Raw genomic sequence first — 21256 nt, 5'->3', positions numbered from 1 at the left:
TGCCTAGGAGCTCGCGGCCCCGGAGCGGATCACCGAACGCAGGGTGCGCAGGGCGACAGACAGGGCCGCGATGTTCGGCTTGTCGAGCCGCTCGATGCCGGACAGCGCCGTCCTGGCCCGGGTCAGGCTCTCCGCGTTGGCCTTGGCCCACTGCTCGAAGCGCTCCACCGGGCTGACCCCGGGAGTGGACGCGTCGATCACGGACCGCACCAGGCTCTCCAGCACGGCATACAGGTCGTCGCGCAGCGCACCACGCGCCAGGGCGTCCCAGCGGTCGTCCCGCGGCAGGTTCGTGACCCTCGTGAGCATCGCGTCGATGCCGAACCGCTCGGACAGCACGAAGTAGAGCGGTGCCACGTCGGCGGGCGCCTCACCCGTGTCGGTCGCGATGTCGACGATGTCGAGCAGCGAGAACTGGTCGAGCAGGCTGGCGGACTTCAGTGCCAGGGCTTCGGGGACGCCCAGCTTCTCGAGGCCCGCGGCGTTGCGCTGGAGGCGCTTGAGCTCGGCACCCTTGAGCAGCTGGGGGATCTGGGGTGCGAACTCTCCGACCACCGCACCGAACCGGGCCACCTCGTTGGCGACGTCGAGGCGGGAGGGCCGCGAGGTGAGGAACCACCGCATCGACCGGTCGATCAGCCTCCGGAACTCCAGGTACAGCTGGCTCTGCACCTCGGTGGACACGACGTTGTCGAGCGCCTCGACCTCGTGCACGAAGGTCGGCAGGTCGAAGATCTCGCGGCAGACCACGAACGCCCGGGCGATCTGCTCCGGGGTCGCACCGGTCTCCTCCATGGCCCGGAAGGCGAACGTGATGCCGCCTCGGTTGACCATCGAGTTGACCACCGAGTTGGTGATGATCTCGCGGCGCAGAGGGTGCTCGGCGAGCTCGCCGGCGAACTGCTCGCGCAGCGCGGCCGGGAAGTACTCGGTGAGGGTGGCCTGGAACCACGGGTCGTCGGGCAGCTCGGAGGGCAGCAGGTCCTCCTTGAGCGCCAGCTTGGCGTATGCCACGAGCACCGAGAACTCCGGCGACTTCAGGCCCAGGCCGGCCGCGAACCGGCGGTCGATCTCGGTGTCGGTCGGCAGGAACTCCAGGGCGCGGTCGAGGTCGCCCCGCTCCTCCAGCCAGTGGATCAGCCGCTGGTGGACAGGGAGCATCGGGTGCTCCTGGGCGCGGGCGTTGCCGAGGAGCACGTTCTGCTCGTAGTTGTCGCGCAGCACCTGGTGGGCGACGTCGTCGGTCATCGACGCGAGCAGGGTGTTGCGCTGCTTGAGCGTCATGTCGCCGGCCTTGACCAGCGCGGTCAGCAGGATCTTGATGTTGACCTCGTGGTCGGAGGTGTCGACCCCCGCCGAGTTGTCGATGGCGTCGGTGTTGACCCGCACGCCGTGCAGGGCTGCCTCGATGCGGCCGAGCTGGCTGAGGCCGAGGTTGCCGCCCTCGCCGACGACCTTGCAGCGCAGCTGGGCGCCGTCGACGCGGATGGCGTCGTTGGCGCGGTCACCGATGTCGGCGCTGCCCTCGCTGGCCGCCTTGACGTAGGTGCCGATCCCGCCGTTCCACAACAGGTCCACCGGCGCCTGCAGGATCGCCTTCATCAGTGCGGCGGGAGTCATCGACGTGCTGCCCTTGGGCAGGCCCAGCGCCTCGGTCATCTCGGGGGTGATGGCGATCGACTTCAGCGACCGGTCGAACACCCCACCGCCCGCGGAGATGAGCGAGGTGTCGTAGTCGGCCCACGACGAGCGGGGCAGGTCGAACAGCCGCTGGCGCTCCGGGAAGCTCGTGGCAGCAACGGGATTGGGGTCGACGAAGATGTGCCGGTGGTCGAAGGCAGCGACCAGCCTGATGTGCTCCGAGAGCAGCATGCCGTTGCCGAAGACGTCTCCGGACATGTCGCCGATCCCGACGGCGGTGAAGTCCTGGGTCTGGGTGTCGTGACCCATCTCGCGGAAGTGCCGCTTGACCGACTCCCACGCGCCACGGGCCGTGATGCCCATCGCCTTGTGGTCGTAGCCGGCCGACCCACCGGACGCGAAGCCGTCATCGAGCCAGAACCCGTAGGACTGGGCCACGCCGTTGGCGATGTCCGAGAACGTCGCCGTCCCCTTGTCGGCCGCGACCACGAGGTAGGAGTCGTCGGGGTCGTGGCGCACCACCGAGGGCGGCGGCACGATCTGCGACCCGTCCCGGTTGTCGGTGAGGTCGAGCAGGCCTGAGATGAACACCTTGTAGGACGCGATGCCTTCGGCCAGCCAGGCGTCTCGGTCGACAGTCGGGTCGGGCAGCTGCTTGGCGTAGAACCCACCCTTCGAGCCGGTCGGCACGATGACGGCGTTCTTGACCATCTGCGCCTTGACCAGCCCGAGCACCTCGGTGCGGAAGTCCTCGCGCCGGTCCGACCAGCGCAGACCGCCGCGGGCGACCGGCCCGAACCGCAGGTGGACCCCCTCGACCCGCGGTGAGTAGACGAAGATCTCGAACTGCGGCCGCGGGGCGGGCAGGTCGGGCACCTTCTTGGGATTGAGCTTGATCGAGACGTAGGACTTGTCAGCCCCCGACGCGTCGGCCTGGTAGAAGTTCGTCCGCAGCGTCGCGGTGATCACGCCGAGGAAGGCGCGGATGATCCGGTCGTGGTCGAGGCTCTTGACGTCATCGAGGTCCTTGGTCACCTGCTCGCACAACGCGCTCTGCGCGGCCTCGCGCTCCGGACCGGCCGCACCGGCATACCGGCTGGGGTCGAAGCGGGTCTCGAACAGGGCCACCAGCGTGCCGGCGAGCTTGAGGTTGGACGCGAGCGCGGACTCGACGTAGTCCTGCGAGAACGTCGAGCCGGTCTGGCGCAGGTACTTGGCGACGGTGCGCAGGATGACCACTTGGCGCCAGGTCAGCCCGGCCCCGAGGACGAGGGCGTTGAACCCGTCGGACTCGGCCTCGCCGCGCCACACCGCGCCGACGGCGTCCTGGAACAGCTCCCGCAACCGGTCGCGCCCGCCGTCTCCGGACCAGACCTTGTCGTTGCGCACCCGCAGGCCGAAGTCGTAGACCCACAGGTTGACACCGTCACCGCGGGAGATCTCGTAGGGCCGCTCGTCGACGACCTCGACCCCCATGTGGGTGAACATCGGCAGGACCTGCGTCAGCGACAGGGGGCTGCGACGGTAGAGCTTGAAGCGGCGCTCGTTGGCCGGGGCGCCGGGCTCCTGGTACATGTTGAGCCCGGTCGAGTCGTCATGCTCCAGGGCATCCATGTGGCGGATGTCGGCCACCCCGATACGCGGGGTGAAGTCCTCCTTGTACGCCTCGGGGAAGGCGCGTCCGTAGAGCCCGGACAGGCGCGCGGCCGCCTCCTCACCGTGCTCGGTGCGGGCCGCCTCGCTGAGGTCCTCGTCCCAGGTGCGCGTCGCGTCGATCAGCTGGCGCTCGAGCACCGACTCGTCGATGGACGGGATCGACTCCCCCGCCGGCACCCGCACGACGAAGTGCAGGCGGGCCAGCACCGACTCCGAGACCCTCGTCGTGAAGTCCACCGTGGCACCCGGAAAGGCTTGCCGCAGAATGGATTCCATCTTGAGCCGCACGGCGGTGTTGTAGCGGTCGCGCGGGATGTAGACGAGGCAGGACACGAACCGGCCGAACCGGTCGCGGCGCAGGAAGAGCTTGGTCTTGCGGCGCTCCTGGAGGTAGAGGACCGCGGTCGCGTTCTCGTAGAGCTCCTCCTCCCCGGCCTGGAACAGCTCGTCGCGCGGGTAGTTCTCGAGGACCTCGAGCAGGTCCTTGCCGGAGTGCGAGTCGGGAAGGAACCCGGTGCGCTCGAAGATCTTGGCGACCTTGTCGCGCAGCACCGGCACGCGGGTCACCGACTCGGTGTACGCGCTGGAGGTGAACAGGCCGAGGAAGCGCTTCTCCCCCGTCACCTCGCCGGCGTCGTCGAACTGCTTGACGCTCACGTAGTCCAGGTAGGTGTTGCGGTGCACCGTCGCCCGCGAGTTCGCCTTGGTGATGATCAGCAGCTCGCGCGCCCGCGCCACGGCACTGGCCTGCTCGCTGAGCAGCACCCCGTCGCCGGGGCGGTCGTAGCGCAGCAGCCCCAGCCCCGTGCCCTGGACGGCCTCGAGCCGATCACCGTCGGCGGCACGGTCGAGGGCGTACTGGCGGTAGCCCAGGAAGGTGAAGTGGTTGTCGGCCAGCCAGTCGAGCAGACCGTGCGCCTGCTCGACCTCCTCGGCCGGTATGCCGGCGGGCGGCGAGTCCACGAGGTCCTGCGCCACCTGCGAGCAGGTCGCCTTCATCTTGGGCCAGTCCTCGACCGCCTCGCGGACGTTGCCGAGCACCCGGCGCAACCCCTCGGCGACCTCGGCGCGCTGGGCGGGATCGCTGTCCCGGTCGATCTCCAGGTGCATCCACGACTCGCGGACCAGCCCGAAACCTCCGTCGCTCGAGCCGTCGGAGCCCGACCCTGGGGGCCCGTCGGCGTCGCCCAGGACGAGCTCCTCGAGCTCACCGGTGGCCTTGCGGCGGACCCGCATCGTCGGGTGAACCACCAGGTGCACCGAGCGCTCCATGCGCTGGAGCTCGGCACTCACCGAGTCGACGAGGAACGGCATGTCGTCAGTGACGACCTGCACGACCGTGTGGCCGCTGGTCCAGCCCTGCTCCTCGACCTCCGGGTTGAAGACCTCGACCTTGGCGGTGCCGACGGGTCGGTCCTGGGCCAGCTCGCGGTGCGCCATCGCGGCCCCGAGCAGGTCCTCGGACGCCCGCGCCAGGAGGTCCTCCGTGGCCACGTGCCGGTAGTAGGTCCGCAGGAACTGCTCGACCGCCTCACCACCCCCATGGTCCGCGCGTTCCGCGGCGGTGTGCAGGAGTTGCTGACGGGACTGCTCCAGCGACGCAGACATGGCTGTCGACTTCATCCTCACGTGGATCGTCATGCTCGGTGGTTCGTCATGCACAGTGGATCGTCATGCACGTGGGTGCACCACGATGTGCGCCGCAGCCGAGACTATCGCTCGCCGCTCGCGCCCGGCACACCCTGCCTCTGGCGGCCAATCACCCGCGTGTTTGCGCAGGTCAACGTGTGATTTCGCGGAATCTGTGGTGAAGTGAGGTGTTTGCACAACACGAACAGAAGGAGTTCCACGTGATCGTCCTCGGCATCGTCCTGCTGATTCTTGGCCTCTTGGTCGCCAGCCTCAAGATTCTCGTGACCATCGGAGCCATCCTGATCGTGGTCGGGCTCGTCCTGGCCATCCTGGGAGGCACCGGCCGCGCCATCGGCGGCCGGAAGCACTGGTACTGATCGGACCTGGTTCGTGAAGAGCGGCCCCCGGAGTGCCCCATGTGGGTATCTCCGGGGGCCGTTGCCGTCACCTCACTACAGTGATGGGTATGCCGCCTGCTCCGGCCGATCCCGACCGCCTGCGCTCCCTGGGAGCGGCTCTCGGGCCGTTGCGCGAGTGCGCAGGGCAGGGCGCCACCGAGGTCCTGGCGCAGTTCCCGGAGGTGGGCGACCGGGAGACCCAGGCAGCCCTCGACGGCTGGGTCGAGCAGGCCGCCGACCTGTTGCGTGAGATCGACGCGGCCGCCTCGGACCTCGCCGACCGCCTGCGGATCGCGGCGTTGAGCGCCGGCACGAACGCCGGGGTGACCGCGGGGAGCCCGCCTTCCCCCGACCAGCGGCCCGAGGCGCAGTGGTCAGACGGGCAGTGGTCGGACGGGCAGTCCGCCACGCGGTGGGCGCACCGCGGCTCGGGCGAGGCGTACCGGTGAGCGGCACCGTCCACGGCGACCCCGCCTCGTGCTCCCAGCTCGGCGGCACGCTGCGGCAGCTGGCCACCCGGCTCCGCACCAGCGGACGAGCGGCCCACGACGCCTTCGACGGCTCCTTCGACAGGCCCTCCGACAGGCCCTCCGACCTTGGCGGCGCGGGTTCGCGTGCCGCCCCCGTCCTGATGCAAGCCAGGCGCCGGGTGGACGTGCTCGACGCCGGGGCCGCTGCCGCCGCACGAGAGGTCGACCGCGTCGGCGCCGCCCTCCAGGCCCACGCCAGCGACCTCGCCGAGGCCGTCGCCGAGAGCCGGGCGCTCGCCCAGCAGGCGCAGGCTGCGGGTCTGCGCGTCGTGGACGGTGAGCTCGTCGCGGTGTGGGGCGTCAGCGGTGTCGCCGACGGCACCGCGACGGCCCAGCGGGACGCCGCGCGCGAGCAGCTGCAGGCCCGCCTCGACGCCGTCGCCGCGCTGGTCGGCCAGCGCCGCCATCGGCTGGCCGCCACCCTGCGCCAGTCCCAGGCCGTGCTCGCCACGCATGCCGGGGCACTGCGCCGATGACGACGATCGACCTCAACGCCGACCTCGGCGAGTCGTTCGGGCGGTGGACCCTGGGCGACGACGAGGCGATGCTCGACGTGGTCACCAGCGCCAACGTCGCCTGCGGCTTCCACGCGGGCGACCCGCGAGGGCTGCTGCGGGTGTGCGAGCTGGCCGCCCGACGCTCGGTGGTCATCGGGGCACAGGTGGGCTACCGCGACCTCGCCGGGTTCGGTCGGCGGTTCATCGACCTCGACCCCGCGGACCTGGTGGCCGACGTGGTCTACCAGATCGGTGCCCTGCAGGGCCTCTGCGCGGCAGCCGGGACGGCAGTCCGCTATGTCAAACCCCACGGGGCCCTCTACAACGCCGTTGTCCACCACCGGGCCCAGGCCGCCGCGGTGGTCGAGGCGGTCCGCAGGGTCGACGCATCGCTGCCCGTCCTCGGGCTGCCCGGGTCGCTGCTGCTCGACCTGGCGCAGGATGCCGGGCTCGCCACCGTCACGGAGGCCTTCGTCGACCGCGGCTACCTGGCGGACGGCACCCTCGTGCCGCGAGGTCGCGACGGAGCTGTGCTGCACGATCCCGCAGCCGTCGCGGCGCGGGCGATGCGGATGGTCGTCACCGGAGAGGTCGAGACGGTCGACGCGGTCCTGCTGCGCATCCACGCGGCGTCCCTGTGCGTCCACGGCGACAGCCCGGGGGCCGTGTCCATGGCCACCGCGGTCCGGGCCCGCCTCGAAGCCGCCGGCATCACCCTTGCCCCGTTCGTCGCGGTCCCCGGCTAGGGCGCCGTGACCGGGCGAGTGCTGCCGAGCGGCGAGCACGCGGTCCTCGTCGAGGTCGACTCGCTCGACGAGGTGCTGGCGCTGCACCACCGGCTCTGGGTGCGCGAGCGCCCGCCCGGTCTGCTCGACGCGGTCGTCGGGGCACGCACGCTCCTGCTCGTGGCGGCCTCCGCCCGGGACCTGGCCGGAGTCCGTGCCGAGGCCGCCCGCCTCGTGGCCCGGACCCCGGAGCCGATGTCGACGGCGTCCGGCGATGACCTCGAGGCCGTGGAGACCATGGAGACCGTGGAGATCCCGGTCCACTACGACGGGCCCGACCTGGACGACGTGGCGGCTCTGACCGGCCTGTCGCCGGACGAGGTGGTGGGCGCGCACACCGGTCGGTCGTGGCGCGTGGGCTTCGCCGGGTTCGCCCCCGGGTTCGCCTACCTCGTCGACGGCGACCCGCGTCTGGCCGTGCCGCGCCTGGCGACCCCGCGGTCCCGGGTGCCCGCCGGCGCGGTGGGGCTGGCGGGCGAGTTCAGCGGGGTCTACCCCCGGTCCTCCCCGGGCGGGTGGCGGCTCATCGGCCACACCGACGTGGTCCTGTGGGACCTGGACCGCGATCCCCCGGCCCTGCTGCGGCCAGGACTGCGGGTCAGGTTCGTCGACGCGGGAGGCGACCGGTGACCGGAGGCGAGCCAGCGGCATACGCCCGGCTGGACGTGATGGCTGCGGGTCCGCTGACGCTCGTCGAGGACCTGGGCCGACCGGGGCTGGCCTCGCTCGGCGTCGGCCCCTCCGGCGCGGCCGACATCGGCGCGTTCGCCCTCGGGGCGCGCCTGCTGGGCCAGACCACGGACCTCGCGGCCCTCGAGTGCCACCACGGCGGGCTCACCCTGCGCGCGCGCGGCAGCGTCACGATGGTGCTGACCGGTGCACGCGGACCAGCCACCGTCGACGGGACCCCGGTCGGGTATGCCGCGCCGTTCCTCGTCCGCGACGGATCGGTGCTGGTGGTGGGCAGCCCCGCGGCCGGAGTGCGCACCTATGTCAGCGTCCGCGGTGGCATCGCCGTGCCAACGGTACTCGGATCCCGTTCGTACGACACACTTTCCGGGCTCGGACCAGCCCCGCTGCGCCTCGGCGACATGCTGTCCGTGGGGGCTCCCGAGGGCGAGCTCCTCGTCGACGTCGCTCCCGTCGTCCCACCTGCCGCGGGGGCAGCAACCCTGGACGTGGCCCCGGGTCCGCGCCACGAGTGGCTCGGCGACCTGCTCGCGCTGACCGAACCCGCCTGGCGCGTCGACGGCGCGAGCGACCGTGTCGGAGTGCGCCTCGACGGCCCTGCCCTGACCCGCGCGCCCGGGTTCGACGGCCGGGAGCTGCCCAGCGAGGGCATCGTCCGGGGTGCCGTGCAGCTGCCGGCTGACGGACGGCCCGTGCTCTTCCTGGCCGACCACCCGGTGACTGGCGGCTACCCCGTCGTCGGGGTCCTCACGCCCGCCTCCTGCGACAGGGCCGCCCAGCTGGTGCCGGGCCAGCTCGTGCGGCTGCGGCAGGCGTCGTCCCCGCCCGGACGGTGACGTGGCTACGCTGACGACTCGACGTCCACCGCACCGTGGACACCCCGATGCCGTGACAGGAGAAGCCGCATGAAGATCGCCAAGTCGATCGAGTACGCCGCCACCCCGCAGGAGGTCTTCACGGTCCTGTCGGACGTGAAGTTCCAAGAGGCGAAGTGTGCCGCCACGGCAGCGATCAAGCACACCGCGAAGGTCGAGAGCTCCGGGGACCACACCGTCATCACCACCGAGCGGATCCTGCCCAGCGACGGGCTGCCCGACTTCGCCAAGTCGATGGTGGGCGAGACCCTCAAAGTCACCGAGACGCAGGACTGGGGCCCGGCGTCCTCCGACGGCAGCCGGCGCGGCACCGTCGAGATGGCCGTGGCCGGCGCTCCGATCGCGCTCCAGGGCACGCTCTCGCTCGCGCCGGGCGGCTCGGGCACCGTCGAACAGCTCGACGCCGAGCTCAAGGCCCGGGTCCCCCTCATCGGGGGCAAGATCGAGAAGGCCGCCGCGCCGCCGATCGAGGAAGCCATCGACATCGAGGCGACGACCGCCCAGGAGTGGCTCGCCCGATAGCCGCCCGGCAGCCGCCCGCTAGCCGCCCGAGGCCCGCTCAGCCCGCCGGCCGCGCGCCCCTCACCCCATGTGCGGGTAGCTGTGCTCGGTCGGCGGGTTGAACGTCTCCTTGATCGAGCGCGCGCTGGTCCACCGCATCAGGTTCTGCGCGGCGCCCGCCTTGTCGTTGGTGCCGGAAGCCCGTCCCCCACCGAACGGCTGCTGCCCGACCACGGCGCCGGTCGGCTTGTCGTTGACGTAGAAGTTGCCTGCCGCGAAGCGCAACCGCTCGGTGGCGTCGGCGATGACCATGCGGTCCTGGGCGATGATCGAGCCGGTCAGGCCGAACGGCGCGAAGCTCTCCATCTGGTCGAGCACCTTGTCGTACTGGCGGTCCGGGTAGACGTGGACCGACAGGATCGGGCCGAAGTACTCGGTCCGGAACGACTCGTCGGTGGGGTCGTCGATCTCCAGCACCGTCGGGCGGACGAACCAGCCCTCGCTGTCGTCGTAGGTGCCGCCGGCGACCACGTCCACCCCGGGCGTCGCGTGGGCCCGGTCGATCGCCGCGCTGTGCTTGGCGAAGGCCCGCTCGTCGATGACCGCGCCCATGAAGTTGGACAGGTCGGTGACGTCGCCCTGGCTCAGCCCGTTGGTGATCGACACCAGGTCGGCCTTGATCTTCTTCCACAGGGACCGCGGCACGTAGGCACGGGAAGCCGCCGAGCACTTCTGTCCCTGGTACTCGAAGGCACCGCGGATCATGGCTGTCCGCAACACATCCGGGTCGGCGGAGGGGTGGGCGAGGATGAAGTCCTTGCCACCGGTCTCGCCGACGAGGCGCGGGTAGCTGCGGTACCTGGGCAGGTTCGCGCCCACCTCCTGCCACAGGTGCTGGAACGTCGGCGTGGACCCGGTGAAGTGGATGCCCGCGAGGTCGGGGTCGGCCAGCGCCACCTTCGAGACGTTGAGGCCGTCGCCGGTGACCATGTTGATGACGCCCGGCGGCATACCCGCGGCCTCGAGCAACGCCATCGTCAGGTTGGCGGCGAACTGCTGGGTCGGACTCGGCTTCCACACGACGGTGTTGCCCATCAGGGCCGGCGCGGTGGGCAGGTTGCCCGCGATGGCGGTGAAGTTGAACGGCGTGATCGCGTAGACGAAGCCCTCGAGCGGCCGGTGGTCGGTGCGGTTCCAGATGCCCTTGGAGTTGAGCGGCGGCTGCTCGGCGAGGATCTGCCGCGCGAAGTGCACGTTGATCCGCCAGAAGTCGATGAGCTCGCAGGCGGCGTCGATCTCCGCCTGGTAGGCCGTCTTGGACTGCCCGAGCATCGTCGCGGCGTTGAGGTGGGCGCGCCACGGCCCCGAGAGCAGCTCGGCCGCCTTGAGCAGGATCGCCGCGCGGTCGTCGAAGGACAGCGCGCGCCACCCGGGGGCTGCCGCCTTGGCCGCGTCGACCGCCGCCTGGGCGTCGCCGACCGTCGCGTTCCGCATGGTGCCGAGCACCTTGCGACGGGCGTGCGGCTGACGCACCTCGATCTTCTTGCCCGTGCCCATGACCCGCTTGCCGGCGATGGTGTGCGGCAGGTCGATGCTGGCGCTGCCCAGCTCGGCGAGCGCGACCTCGAGCGAGGCACGCTCGGGACTGCCCGGCGCGTAGTCGAGGACGGTCTCGTTGACGGGGACGGGCACCTGGGTGACGGCATCCATGTGGGCAGGCTCCTCGGGGTCGCTTCGGTGGCTCGGGCGCGGCAGTGGTCAGCGCAGCGCGCACCTATGGTGTCACGTATGCCGACCGCCCTCGACGCCGCCGACCTCGCCTACCGCTGGTCGGGGCCCGCCGACCCGGGCAGCCCGACGATCGTGCTGCTGCACGGGCTGGGCGACTCCGGCGACTGCTGGCCCGACGCGGTCCGACGCTGGTCGCCCGACTACCGCGTCGTCGGGGTGGACCTGCTCGGGCACGGCCGCTCGCCCCGGTTCACCCCGGAGCAGCGGGCGTCGCCCGACCCCATGGAGCACATGTATGCCGCGGCGCTGGCGACGGTTGAGCAGGTCGCCGCCGTCGGCGGTCCGGTCGCGCTCGTCGCCCACTCGATGGGCGGTGGCATCGCGACGGCCCTGACCGCGCGCCACCCCGACCTCGTGCGCGCGGCGGTGCTCGAGGAGCCCGCGTGGCGAGACCCCGAGCTCCGGGTGCAGAGCCCGACGGTGGTCGCCGAGCGCATCGCGGACTGTCGGGCCTTCTCCGAGGACCTCGAGGGACAGCTCGCTCAGGGTCGCGCGGACAACCCCACCTGGCCCGAGTCGGAGTTCGCCCCGTGGGCGCAGGCCAAGACCGAGGTCGACCTCGACTTCCTGGCCCTCGGGGTCGCGTCCTTCGCCCGTCCGTGGGAGGAGCTCGTCGGCGCGATCGAGGTGCCCACCCTCGTGGTCGTCGGCGAGCGCTCGACGCTGTTGCCCGAGCCGATCCGACTGCGCGCCAAGGCGATCGACAACCCGCACGTGCGGATCGAGCTGCTGGCGGCGGACCACTGTGTGCGCCGTGACGTGCCCGACGCCTTCCATGCCCTCGTCGACCCCTGGCTCGCCGACCAGTTCTGACCCTGCCGGTCAGAGCAGGCGCAGCACCTCGTCGAGCTCGGTCGCGTCGTACCAGAGGAGGTCCTCCATGCCCTGGTCCCCCGCGGTCTCGTCGACGTGGAACGACACGATGCGCGACAGCGGCACGGGGGTCGACACGGTCAGCGCAGCCAGACCCTCCCGGCTCCCGTCGGGGGTCACGGACCCGGGGTCGACGTCTGCGGCGGCCACCACGCGCTTGACGACTGTTGTGCCCTGGAGCCCGGCGGCGGCGTCGACGGCTTCGCACAGCGCGGCATACTCCCACTCCTCCTCCAGGCCGGTCGGGTCCGCGCGCTCGATGCGTTCGGTGACGCCGAATGCCTCGACCGGCGCAGGCCCGACCTGCCCGTCGGCGGCAAGCCGGCGCACGGCGTCGGGGAGCAGCGGCACGTAGATCCGCGTCTGGGTCATGCTCGTCCCACCATCGTCGTTCTCATCCCACGTCCTCGCTGAGTCATCCGACATCTTCGAACACGGAGCGGTCGGGCAGCGGTGCGGGGTCGCGCAGCGCCACGGCTGAGGTGCGCAGCGAGGTGGCGATCACGGCGGGGCGACGGCTCACGTCCATCAGGTTGGCACCGAACGCCTCGAGGTCCTCCTCGCCGGGCCCGAGCACCGTCACCTCGGCGCCGTCCTGGTGGACCGTGGTCAGCTCACGCAGGACCCGCAGCGTCACGCGGTTGCGCCACTGCCGCTCCACCCGGGTGCGCCAGTGGGTCGGAGCGTCCCGGACGAAGCTGACCTGGGGTGCCAGGACGTAGACCTCGTCGAGCCCCAGGCCACTCATGAGGTCCAGGTTGGTGGACGACCAGGCGCCGCCGTCGATGTAGCGGTGCTCGCCGATCCGCACCGGCTGGTACCACCCGGGGATCGCGCACGACGCCATCACGGCCGCGGTGAGGTCCACCACCGGGGCGTCGGCACGCCCGAAGGCCACCCGCTCACCGGTGTCGTAGTCGAGGGCCACCACCGTCAGCCCGGACCGTTGCGGCCAACCGTGCGGCACGATGTGTCCCACGAGTGCCCCGACCGCCTCGATGCTCCCCCGCCCCTCGGGCAGGATGGCCGACAGCAGCGCGGTGGGGGGCAGGTGGCGCAGGTTGCGGGCGTTGCGACGCAACAGCTCTCGTGACCCGAGGCCGACCTTGGGCAGGCCCGGCCGGTCGCCACCGGTGTCCTTCTCGTAGTTCCAGGAGTACCCCGCGAGCGGTCCCACGTCGATGGCGCCGTCCAGCTGGTGGGCGAGCAGGTCCGAGACCGAGACGCCCGACGCCAGCAGCCCGGCGAGCACGGATCCGGCCGAGGTCCCGACGAGCTCGTCGAAGTCGCGGGCGTCGACCCCCAGCTCGTCCTCGAGAGCCTTGAGGGCGCCCACCATCCACGCGGCGCCGAGCACCCCGCCGCCCCCGAGCACCAGGCCGCGGCGCGGGCCGCTCGGGCGCGGACGCGCGGCCCCGGAGCGCGACGTGGCCGTCATCGCGCCTTGGACCGGTGGCTGTCCAGCAGCTCACCGAGGGAGTCGACGATGCTCTGCCCGAGGACGTCGATGTCGGGCATCGAGTCCCGGTCGGCGTTGAGTCCGTAGTAGACCCCGCCGTCGTAGGAGGTCAGCCCGATGCTCAGCGCCTGGCCCTTGGCCAAGGGCATGACGGGGTAGGTGGACAGCATCCGCGCGTCACCGGCATACAGGGTGTGCTGAGGGCCGGGGACGTTGGTGATGACGACGTTGAACAGACGTCGCGACACGGCGGAGCCGAGGCGCGCCCCGAGGGAGTGCAAGGTCGGCGGTGCGAATCCTGCCAGTCCTGCAAGCGATTCGGCCCCCACTGCCTGGCCGCCCTCCATCTGCTGACGCATGGCGAACGCGATCTGGTGCAGGCGCATGGAGGGGCCCGGCTCACCGACGGGGAGGTCGACGAAGCAGGCGGTGAGGCGGCTGCCGAGGTGCCTGGCGTCCGCGTCGTAGACACTGACCGGCACCATCGCCCGGACCGTGGTGCCCGAGTTGACGGACTCGCCACGGGTCAGCAACCAGGAGCGGAGGGCGCCCGAGATGGTGGCGAGCACGACGTCGTTGATGGAGACGTCGTCGGCGTAGTTGCCGCGGGCGAGGCGACTCCGGACCTTGCGGTAGTCCTCGAGGTCGGTGCCGATCATGACGTAGCGGCGGGCCTCGCCGACCGGGGCGTTGAGCGGCGAGTGCGGCGCCGGGCGGGCTGCGGTGCGAGCCAGCGTCGAGACGACATCGCCTGCGGCAGTGAGGGCGCGGGTGCCCACGGCCTTGACGTCGACGATCCCGCCGCGGATGTTGTCCACGACCTCGCTCGGGCGACGGACCGCATCGACGAGCGCGCCGGTGAGTAGCTCGATGTCGCTGGGCTCGCGCGACGGACGCCAGGTGTCGGTGACCAGTCCCTCGGCGCCCGGGTCGCCGTCGACGATGACGTGGGCGATGTCCACCGCATTGATGCCGTCGACGAGGGCCTGGTGCGACTTGGTGACGATGGCGAACCGCCCCTCCTCCAGGCCTTCGACGAGGTAGACCTCCCAGAGCGGCCTGGTGCGGTCGAGTGCCCGCGGCTGGATGCGGGCGACGAACTCCTGGAGCTGCTCGTCGGTGCCCGGCTTGGGGAGCGCCGAGCGTCGCACGTGGTAGGTCACGTCGAAGTTCTCGTCGTCGACCCACACCGGGTTGGCGAGCCGACCGGGGATCTGCCGGATCCGCTGGCGGTAGCGCGGCACGAAGGCGATCCGCGTGGCGATGAGCTGCACGAGCCGGTCGTAGTCGAACCCCTCGCTCGGCGGGTCGAACACCATCACCGAACCCACGTGCATCGGCGTGGTCGTCTCCTCGAGGTAGAGGAACGACGCGTCGAGGGAGCTCAGTCGGTCCGGCACGCGTTCATCGTGTCAGAAAGGGCTGCCTAGACTCGGGTTCGTGACGAAGATGACTCTGGGCAAGCCCCTGTCGTGGGCCGCCGGACTGGCCCTGGCCGCGTCCCTCACCGCTTGCGGCGGGTCTGGCGGCACGGCGGGCGGGACCGCGAGCGCGACGGTGTCGAGCTCGTCCTCCTCGGGCTCGTCCGCCAGCTCACCGTCCTCCAGCACACCGTCCTCCAGCTCAACGGGCCGCACCATCGCGATCACCGTCACCGGCAACAAGGTGTCCCCGACCCCGACCACGGTCAGCCTGCGGGTGGGTGAGTCCCTGACCCTGACCGTGACGAGCGACCACGCCGACCAGCTGCACCTGCACGGGTTCGAGATCGAGAAGGACCTCGTCGCCGGGAAGCCGCTGTCCGTGACGGTCACGGGGGCCCAGCCGGGGGTCTACGACGTCGAGACCCACCACCCCGAGCTGCGCCTGCTGAAGATCGCCGTCCAGTGAGCCTCGCCGCGGTGCCGGCGCACGGTGTCGGGTCCCGCGCGGACCTGCCCCTGCCCTTCCACTTCCTGCTCATCGGTGCGGGGCTCGCGCTCGTCGTGTCCTTCGTGGCATTGGGTGCGCTGTGGAAGCAGCCCCGGTTGCGGCCCGACGACGGGCGGCTGCTGCCGATGCCGATCGCCCTGGCGCTCGACAGCGCGCCGGTGCGGGGCCTGTTCGTCATCGCGTCCCTGGCCACCACTGGCTGGACTCTGCTGGCGCTGTTCCTGGGCCAGGACAACGCGAACAACCCCGTCCCCTCGGTGGTCTACGTCTGGCTGTGGGTGGGACTGGCCTTCATCTCGATGGTGTTCGGCGGCATCTGGCGCCTGGTGAGCCCGGTGCGCTGGCTGCACCGCGGCATCCTCGCGCTGCTGCGGATCGAGGAGGACTTCGCGCTGGCCGAGTACCGGCTCGGCTACTGGCCCGCGGCACTGGGGCTGCTGGCCTTCGCGTGGCTCGAGCTGATCGCACCGAACAATGCGACCCTGGCCGTGCTGCGGATCGCGATCCTGGGGTACCTGCTGCTCAGCCTGCTGCTCGCGATGGCGTTCGGCCAGCCCTACCTGCGGCGGGGCGACCCGTTCACCGCCTGGTCCTCCCTCTACGGCACCCTCAGCCCCCTCGGGCGCCGCGCCGACGGTCGCTGGGCGTTGCGCACCCCGTTGCACGGGCCCCTCGAGCTCGCGGCCGCCCCGGGCCTGCTGGCGGTCACGTCGGTCATGCTGGGGACGACCGCCTACGACGGCTTCTCGGGCGAGACCCGGTGGTACACCTTCGTCCAGTCCTCGAGCATCCCGGCGAGGCTCTGGGAGACCGGCGCGCTGGTCACCTTCAGCGTCGTCGTCGCCGCCTCCCTGTATGCCGCGGCGGTGGTCTCCGCCCGGCTCGCGGGAGTCAGCGTGCGGGGGGTCGCGACCTCCTTCGCCCCCACGCTCATCCCGATCGCCGCCGGCTACCTCGTCGCGCACTACTGGTCGCTGTGGGTGTGGGAGGGCACACACGGGCTGGCGAAGATGTCGGACCCGCTCGGCACCGGTGCGAACTGGCTCGGCACGGGCGGCGTGACCCCGTCCGCATCGCTGATCGCCCCGGGCCTGGTCGCGACGATCCAGGTCGTCGCCATCATCACCGGCCACGTGCTGGGTGTCGTCGCCGCACACGAGCGGGCCATCACCCTGTTCCCACGTCGCGCCGCGGTGCTCGGCCAGGTGCCACTGCTGGTGCTGATGGTGGGTTACACCGTCGGCGGTCTCACCCTCCTGTTCAGCTCCTGACCTGCTGAGTCCTCAGCGACGGCGGCGTCCTCAGCGGCGGGGCGTCCTCAACGGCGCCGGCGTCGCCGACCGTGCTCGGGTGCCCGCCCGACATACAGGGTCGTCAGCGACGCGATCGCCTGCCGCAGCTCGCAGTGCGGCGCATGCTCGGCCAGTGTCGTCCCGGCCAACATCGCACCGTCGAGACTCTCCTGGTCCCAAGGGAGGTAGGTGATGTCCTCCATGCCGGCGAACCGCCCGAGGGCGTCGGCGATGCGCCGCTCCGGCTTGGCGCCGACGGCGGAAGGACGCACCCTGTTGACGACGACGCGCGGCGTGGGCGAGGGGACCGCTGCCAGGTCCTGCACGGCCCGGACCAGTCGTTGCAGGCCGACCGGATCGGCCGTGCCGACCACGAGGAGCTCATCGGCGGACTCGAGGGTGGTGAGCGTGGCGGCGTTGCGTCGTGGGGCGAGCGTGTCGTAGGACAGCTCCTCGTCGTCCTCGATCGCGAAGCCGCAGTCGATCACCACGAACTGGCTCAGCTGCCGAGCGATGGTCAGCAGGTGGGCCACGGACGGCGCGCGCAGCTCGGTCCACCGCTGCGCACGCGGGATGCCGGTCAGCACCCGCAGGCCGGGGCACACCTGGGGTGCGAGCCGAGCGAGCGCGGCGAGGTCGAGCGTCCCCTGGTCCGCGGCCCGGGCCGCAGCGGACACCCCGGGGGCTTCGTCGAGCAGGCCGAGGGACTGCGCCACCGAGGAGCCGTAGGTGTCGCAGTCGACGAGCAGCGTGGAGCCGCTGCGGGCCAGCTCCGCCGCGAGGTTGAGGGCCACCGTGCTGCGTCCGGGCGCCCCCGTCGGTCCCCAGACGGCGATGACCTTGGAAGCCACAGTCGGTGCGGCCGGCTCTCCGAAGTCCTCCGCGAACCCGACCGCCAGCGCCGACGCCTCCGACACCCCCGCGCCCGCGAACACCTCCACGCCCGCAGTCCGCGCGCCCTGGACGTCGAGGAAGCCCAGCGCATCGTCGATCTCGTGGCTGGCCAGGTCGGCTCGCAGCACGACGGTCAGCCCCAGCTGGCGCAGCCGGCGCTCCCCGAGGTCGTCACCCGGCGCCACCACGCCTGCGACCTCGACCCCATGGGCGGAGAGCTCGTGCAACGCCGGCCGGTCGAGGGCGCGCAGGTCGGCCGACACGAGGGCGACCTGCCCGAAACCTGCGGCTGCCGCGGCCATCAGGTCAGACAGGTCGGCACACCGTCGCGCCACCGTGTAGCCCGCCGTGGCCTCGACGGCCGACACCAGCTCGGACTCCCAGGGGCCGTTGAGCGCGGCGATGACCGAACGCGTCACTGGTCGACCCGCAGGGATGTCCCTGCGACGGGCACCACCGTGACCCGCGCGCCGAGGTCCACCATCCCGATGATCTCCTTGATCTGGTGGGTCGGAGCCATCACCTGGATGGGACGGTCGCCCGCTGCGCCGCCCCCCAGGCCGCCGCTGGTCCTCGGCAGGCTCGAGACCGACACGCCGGCGAGGGCGAGCTCGGGGCCGGTGAAGCCCTTGCCTGCAGCGGCCGCCCCACGGTCGGCGGGGTTGACGTAGACGTCGACGCGGGAGCCGACGCGCAGCGCCGCCGCGGAGCCTGCGCCGATGGACAGGGTCAGCGGCTGCACGCCGACCTGGTCCTTGCCGCCCACCGCTGCCGCGGGGACGAGCTCTCCGGCCCCGACCTCGCGCAGCACGTACCGGTCGGGGCCGAGTTCCGCCGCCGCGCCGAGGTAGCGGGACAGGTCGGATCCCAGCTGGACGTCGACCCGGACGAGGTTGTCGTCCCCGAGCCGCTGGCCGGGCACGAGCGGTCCCCGCGCGGCATACACAGGCGTCCTGTCGTCGGCGTGGGCAACCACGAACGAGCCGAGGCCCGCCGAGGTGACCACCAGCATCACCCCCACGACGAGCCTGGCGTCCCGCCACCCCGGCGTTTGCAGCCTCGTGGCCCTGGGCACGGAAAGATCCGTCATGGTGATGTCCCCTTCATCATGGTTGCCGACCTTTTCGTCCCCACCGGCCGAGCCATCATGGCGCACCGGTACGGTCCACCGTCTGTTCAATCCACAGGTCCGCGGGTCATCCACAAGGTCGGCAGGCCAACTCCCCCAAACAGCTATAGATGTCAGAATCTGCGCAACGACCAGACGCAGCCACAAGAACATGGTAAAAATTCGGTCAAGAGAACGTATGTATCCAGTCAAGTCGACTGGTGAGGGAAGAGGGGATTGACGTGGCTAAGCGCTTCATTCAGCTGGCTGAGGTCTCGGAAGTGCTCGACATCTCATCCGCCCAGGCCTACGCCCTGGTCCGGTCCGGGGAGCTGCCGGCCATCAAGGTCGGCGGCCGCGGTCAGTGGCGTGTCGAGGTCGCCGAGCTCGAGGGGTACATCCAGCGGATGTACAGCGAGACGAAGACCTTCGTGGCGGCGCACCCATTCGGGCAGGGTCAGGAGTGACTGACTGACAGACCTCCTGCTGCGCCCCCGCGCCGGCCGTCTCCGGGTTGGGGTCCCCGTGAGAGCCAGGATCACGCGGGGCGCAGCAGGACCACTGCGGCGAAGGGCACCAGGCGGCGCCCGGTGACGTTCTCGGGACGCCTCGGCAGGTCCGCCGCGTGTTGGCTCAGCTCCAGGACGTCACGACCGACCGCATCGATCGTGCCGGTCACGACGGCGCCCGTGAGGTCCGTCAGGAGCACGGTCGCACGATCCCGGCTCAACCCACGCAGGGCGTAGCCGAGCCCGAACCGGCGCCCCAGGGTGGTGCCCCCAGCGCGGGACGAGAGCCCTGTCAGGGCGGTCACGGCCGCGAACGGGACCAGGGCAGCGCCGGAAGATGCGCCTGCCGGTGGCGCGCCCGGATGGCTGGCGAGCAACAGCCATCCGTCGCCGACGTCGGCGACCCGCCCCCTGACTACGTCGCCGCTGCGCAGCGTGACCGTCAGCAGATCGGTCCCGGCCGCCGACAGCCGCTCGTACAAGCCGACCGAGGCGCGCTCGCGCCGGGTCCGATCGGCCACCTCGGCGTCGAGCTCCCGCCTCGACTCCGCATTCCACTGGCCGGCGAGGTCCTCGAACAGGGCGTCCCAGCGCATCCCGTGCCCCCCTTTCCGCCGGCGTTCCTCCGGCTTTCCCACGGTCGGCCCCCGCCCCCGCGCCGCCAAGCCGTGATCCCGGACGAACAAGGCTGGGCCTGCGCGACTCTAGCGCCGACCAGTCTTGCCATCGGCAGGTGCTGGCTACTAGGGTCTATCAAACGCAAACACATGCAAAACGAGGTTCCGGGGGGAATCATGAACCGCATCGTTCGTCTGGGGATCTGCGCCACCTCTGCGCTGCTCGTCCTGGGAGTCCTCGAAGTCTTCCTCGTCCGGGCTGTTCTGGAACAGTGGCAGATCGTGCTCGCGCCGGGCCCCGAGAGCCTGCCGGAGCTGGTGACCCTCCTCGCCTTGGCCGTCAGTGCGGCCCTGGGCGCCTGGCTGGCCGCCAGCACGGTTGCCGCGCTGCTGGCGCACCTGCCCGGCCGGGTCGGCGACGCAGCGGACCGATGTGCTCGGGCGTGGGCACCAGCCCTCTGCCGTCGCGTCGCGGCCGTCATGGTCGGAGCAGCCCTCGGCGCGTCCCTCACGCCGGGGACCGCCCTTGCCGACGGCCAGCGCGGGCCTGCGCCGTCGGCGTCAGCTCTGACCCCCGCGTTCACCGTCACCGTGCGAAGCCAGGTGAGCGCGCCAGATGCAGCGCCCGCTCCGGTGCTGGCTCCCGTGCTGGCTCCGGCGCTGGCTCACGACCCCGTCCCGGGGTGGACCCCGTCACGTCCCGTGCAGCGACCTCAGCCCGAGTCGCGCCTGGTCACCGGCGGCCGCACGTCCCGTCCGACACCCGAGATCGTCGTCCACCGGGGCGACACGTTGTGGGACCTCGTCCGCCGCCAGCTGGGGCCGGACGCCTCCGCCGCCGAGGTCGCCGACGCGTGGCCGGCCTGGTACCGAGCCAACCGCGCGGTCATCGGCGACGATCCCGACCTGCTCCTGCCCGGTCAGGTCCTGCGACCACCGAACCCATCATCCCCGCCCGCCGCGCCGTCGGCCTCCGGCGAGCCGTTCGGAGCGCGGCGGTGAGCGGCTCGGCGCGCCGGTCGACGCTCCCCCGGACGGCGGAGTCGCCCTCGCGGCTCACCCCGCTGCGCATCATGCCGGCCCCTCGTACCCGCCCGCCGGTGCTGACCGAGACCGAGTCCTGGTCTCCTGGCGACGTCGGCTCGACCCGGTACGTCCAGGACGCGCTCGCCATCGACTTCGACCTGTGGAGCGACGACCAGCTCTTCGGCGAGCGCCCCACCCGCCGCGACGACCTGCCCGATCCGCGTGTCTGGGCCGGGCACATCGCCCAGGGGCTGGTGGAGGTGATGGCCGGAGCGCGCCCCGCACCGCAGGTGCTCCGATGGACCACCCCGGAGGTGTATGCCGCGGTGGCCCGCCGCGCCGCCGTCTCGGCTCGGCGCGGGGCACTGCCGACCCGCCGCACCATCGTGCGTGGGGTGCGGGTCTGCGAGCCTGCCGACGGGGTTGCCGAGGCGAGCGCCGTCGTGGTGGACGGGGGAAGGGTGCGTGCGCTGGCGTTCCGGTTGGTCGGCCTCGACGGCCGGTGGCGGGTGGAGGCCCTTCAGGTCGGCTGAACCCGGGATCGAGTCGG

General features: G+C 71.7%; 21 protein-coding genes. 13 read left to right on the top strand and 8 right to left on the bottom strand.

Annotation, left to right across the window (positions count from 1 at the left end; genetic code table 11):
* Positions 1 to 3: 3 nt before the first annotated feature.
* Positions 4 to 4905 (bottom strand): NAD-glutamate dehydrogenase, encoded by a 4902-nt coding sequence (locus tag BJ986_RS11145; protein WP_179422041.1) that lies wholly within the window; start codon positions 4903 to 4905, stop codon positions 4 to 6.
* Between the two features lie 242 nt (positions 4906 to 5147).
* On the opposite strand from BJ986_RS11145, the gene BJ986_RS11140 reads away from it, so the two are divergent.
* From BJ986_RS11140 to BJ986_RS11110, 7 genes are all read left to right on the top strand, one after another.
* Entirely contained in the window at positions 5148 to 5306 is a 159-nt protein-coding gene (locus BJ986_RS11140) for a DUF6131 family protein (protein ID WP_179422040.1), read from the top strand.
* An 89-nt stretch (positions 5307 to 5395) separates the two neighbouring features.
* Complete coding sequence (locus BJ986_RS11135; RefSeq protein WP_179422039.1) at positions 5396 to 5776, top strand: hypothetical protein; 381 nt, start codon at positions 5396 to 5398, stop codon at positions 5774 to 5776.
* Complete coding sequence (locus tag BJ986_RS11130) at positions 5773 to 6333, top strand: hypothetical protein (protein ID WP_179422038.1); 561 nt, start codon at positions 5773 to 5775, stop codon at positions 6331 to 6333. Before BJ986_RS11135 ends, BJ986_RS11130 begins: the two co-directional genes overlap by 4 nt.
* Positions 6330 to 7100, top strand: a complete 771-nt coding sequence (locus tag BJ986_RS11125; RefSeq protein WP_179422037.1) for a LamB/YcsF family protein — start codon at positions 6330 to 6332, stop codon at positions 7098 to 7100. The genes BJ986_RS11130 and BJ986_RS11125 overlap by 4 nt, the downstream gene beginning before the upstream one ends.
* 6 nt (positions 7101 to 7106) lie before the next feature.
* Entirely contained in the window at positions 7107 to 7769 is a 663-nt protein-coding gene (locus tag BJ986_RS11120) for a carboxyltransferase domain-containing protein (RefSeq protein ID WP_179422036.1), read from the top strand.
* Complete coding sequence (locus tag BJ986_RS11115; RefSeq protein ID WP_337795175.1) at positions 7766 to 8665, top strand: 5-oxoprolinase subunit C family protein; 900 nt, start codon at positions 7766 to 7768, stop codon at positions 8663 to 8665. Before BJ986_RS11120 ends, BJ986_RS11115 begins: the two co-directional genes overlap by 4 nt.
* A gap of 69 nt (positions 8666 to 8734) precedes the next feature.
* Positions 8735 to 9226: a DUF2505 domain-containing protein gene (locus tag BJ986_RS11110; RefSeq protein WP_179422035.1), complete on the top strand. Its 492-nt coding sequence runs from the start codon at positions 8735 to 8737 to the stop codon at positions 9224 to 9226.
* Positions 9227 to 9286: 60 nt separating this feature from the next.
* Here the strand turns inward: BJ986_RS11110 and pruA are convergent, their stop codons facing one another.
* Positions 9287 to 10915, bottom strand: a complete 1629-nt coding sequence (gene pruA / locus BJ986_RS11105) for an L-glutamate gamma-semialdehyde dehydrogenase (RefSeq protein ID WP_179422034.1) — start codon at positions 10913 to 10915, stop codon at positions 9287 to 9289.
* A 78-nt stretch (positions 10916 to 10993) separates the two neighbouring features.
* Here pruA and BJ986_RS11100 point away from each other — a divergent pair, with 78 nt between their 5' ends.
* Positions 10994 to 11809 carry an alpha/beta fold hydrolase gene (locus BJ986_RS11100; protein ID WP_179422033.1) on the top strand — a complete coding sequence of 272 codons (816 nt, stop codon included), beginning with the start codon at positions 10994 to 10996 and terminating at the stop codon, positions 11807 to 11809.
* A 9-nt stretch (positions 11810 to 11818) separates the two neighbouring features.
* On the opposite strand, the gene BJ986_RS11095 is transcribed toward BJ986_RS11100, so the two are convergent.
* Genes BJ986_RS11095 through BJ986_RS11085 form a run of 3 tightly spaced genes read right to left on the bottom strand, consistent with a single transcriptional unit; the run spans position 11819 to position 14728 of the window.
* On the bottom strand, positions 11819 to 12241 hold the full coding sequence (locus BJ986_RS11095; protein WP_179422032.1) for a DUF6912 family protein: 423 nt from the start codon (positions 12239 to 12241) through the stop codon (positions 11819 to 11821).
* A 43-nt stretch (positions 12242 to 12284) separates the two neighbouring features.
* Positions 12285 to 13307: a patatin-like phospholipase family protein gene (locus tag BJ986_RS11090; protein WP_179422031.1), complete on the bottom strand. Its 1023-nt coding sequence runs from the start codon at positions 13305 to 13307 to the stop codon at positions 12285 to 12287.
* Entirely contained in the window at positions 13304 to 14728 is a 1425-nt protein-coding gene (locus tag BJ986_RS11085; protein WP_179422030.1) for a wax ester/triacylglycerol synthase family O-acyltransferase, read from the bottom strand. Before BJ986_RS11085 ends, BJ986_RS11090 begins: the two co-directional genes overlap by 4 nt.
* A gap of 40 nt (positions 14729 to 14768) precedes the next feature.
* Between BJ986_RS11085 and BJ986_RS11080 the strand changes: the two genes are divergently transcribed.
* Together BJ986_RS11080 and BJ986_RS11075 are read left to right on the top strand one after the other, a co-directional pair.
* On the top strand, positions 14769 to 15218 hold the full coding sequence (locus tag BJ986_RS11080; RefSeq protein ID WP_179422029.1) for a cupredoxin domain-containing protein: 450 nt from the start codon (positions 14769 to 14771) through the stop codon (positions 15216 to 15218).
* Positions 15215 to 16531, top strand: coding sequence for a hypothetical protein (locus BJ986_RS11075; RefSeq protein ID WP_179422028.1), 1317 nt, complete (start codon positions 15215 to 15217; stop codon positions 16529 to 16531). Before BJ986_RS11080 ends, BJ986_RS11075 begins: the two co-directional genes overlap by 4 nt.
* A gap of 47 nt (positions 16532 to 16578) precedes the next feature.
* Here the strand turns inward: BJ986_RS11075 and BJ986_RS11070 are convergent, their stop codons facing one another.
* Together BJ986_RS11070 and BJ986_RS11065 are read right to left on the bottom strand one after the other, a co-directional pair.
* Positions 16579 to 17865: a nucleotide-binding protein gene (locus tag BJ986_RS11070; protein ID WP_179422027.1), complete on the bottom strand. Its 1287-nt coding sequence runs from the start codon at positions 17863 to 17865 to the stop codon at positions 16579 to 16581.
* On the bottom strand, positions 17862 to 18536 hold the full coding sequence (locus BJ986_RS11065) for a CpaB family protein (RefSeq protein WP_179422026.1): 675 nt from the start codon (positions 18534 to 18536) through the stop codon (positions 17862 to 17864). Before BJ986_RS11065 ends, BJ986_RS11070 begins: the two co-directional genes overlap by 4 nt.
* A 260-nt stretch (positions 18537 to 18796) precedes the next feature.
* Between BJ986_RS11065 and BJ986_RS11060 the strand changes: the two genes are divergently transcribed.
* Positions 18797 to 19021, top strand: a complete 225-nt coding sequence (locus BJ986_RS11060; protein WP_179422025.1) for a helix-turn-helix domain-containing protein — start codon at positions 18797 to 18799, stop codon at positions 19019 to 19021.
* A 71-nt stretch (positions 19022 to 19092) separates the two neighbouring features.
* Here the strand turns inward: BJ986_RS11060 and BJ986_RS11055 are convergent, their stop codons facing one another.
* Positions 19093 to 19659, bottom strand: coding sequence for a hypothetical protein (locus BJ986_RS11055; protein ID WP_179422024.1), 567 nt, complete (start codon positions 19657 to 19659; stop codon positions 19093 to 19095).
* Positions 19660 to 19857: 198 nt separating this feature from the next.
* Here BJ986_RS11055 and BJ986_RS11050 point away from each other — a divergent pair, with 198 nt between their 5' ends.
* Together BJ986_RS11050 and BJ986_RS11045 are read left to right on the top strand one after the other, a co-directional pair.
* Positions 19858 to 20682, top strand: coding sequence for a LysM peptidoglycan-binding domain-containing protein (locus BJ986_RS11050; protein WP_179422023.1), 825 nt, complete (start codon positions 19858 to 19860; stop codon positions 20680 to 20682).
* The gene (locus tag BJ986_RS11045) at positions 20679 to 21239 is read left to right on the top strand and encodes an Rv3235 family protein (RefSeq protein ID WP_337795173.1); all 561 of its coding nucleotides are present in this window, start codon (positions 20679 to 20681) and stop codon (positions 21237 to 21239) included. Before BJ986_RS11050 ends, BJ986_RS11045 begins: the two co-directional genes overlap by 4 nt.
* Positions 21240 to 21256: the final 17 nt, after the last annotated feature.

Source organism: Pedococcus badiiscoriae, from assembly GCF_013408925.1.
GTDB lineage: Bacteria > Actinomycetota > Actinomycetes > Actinomycetales > Dermatophilaceae > Pedococcus > Pedococcus badiiscoriae.
Note: the sequence above shows the minus strand (reverse complement) of the source record. Positions and strands in the feature narration are given on the sequence as shown.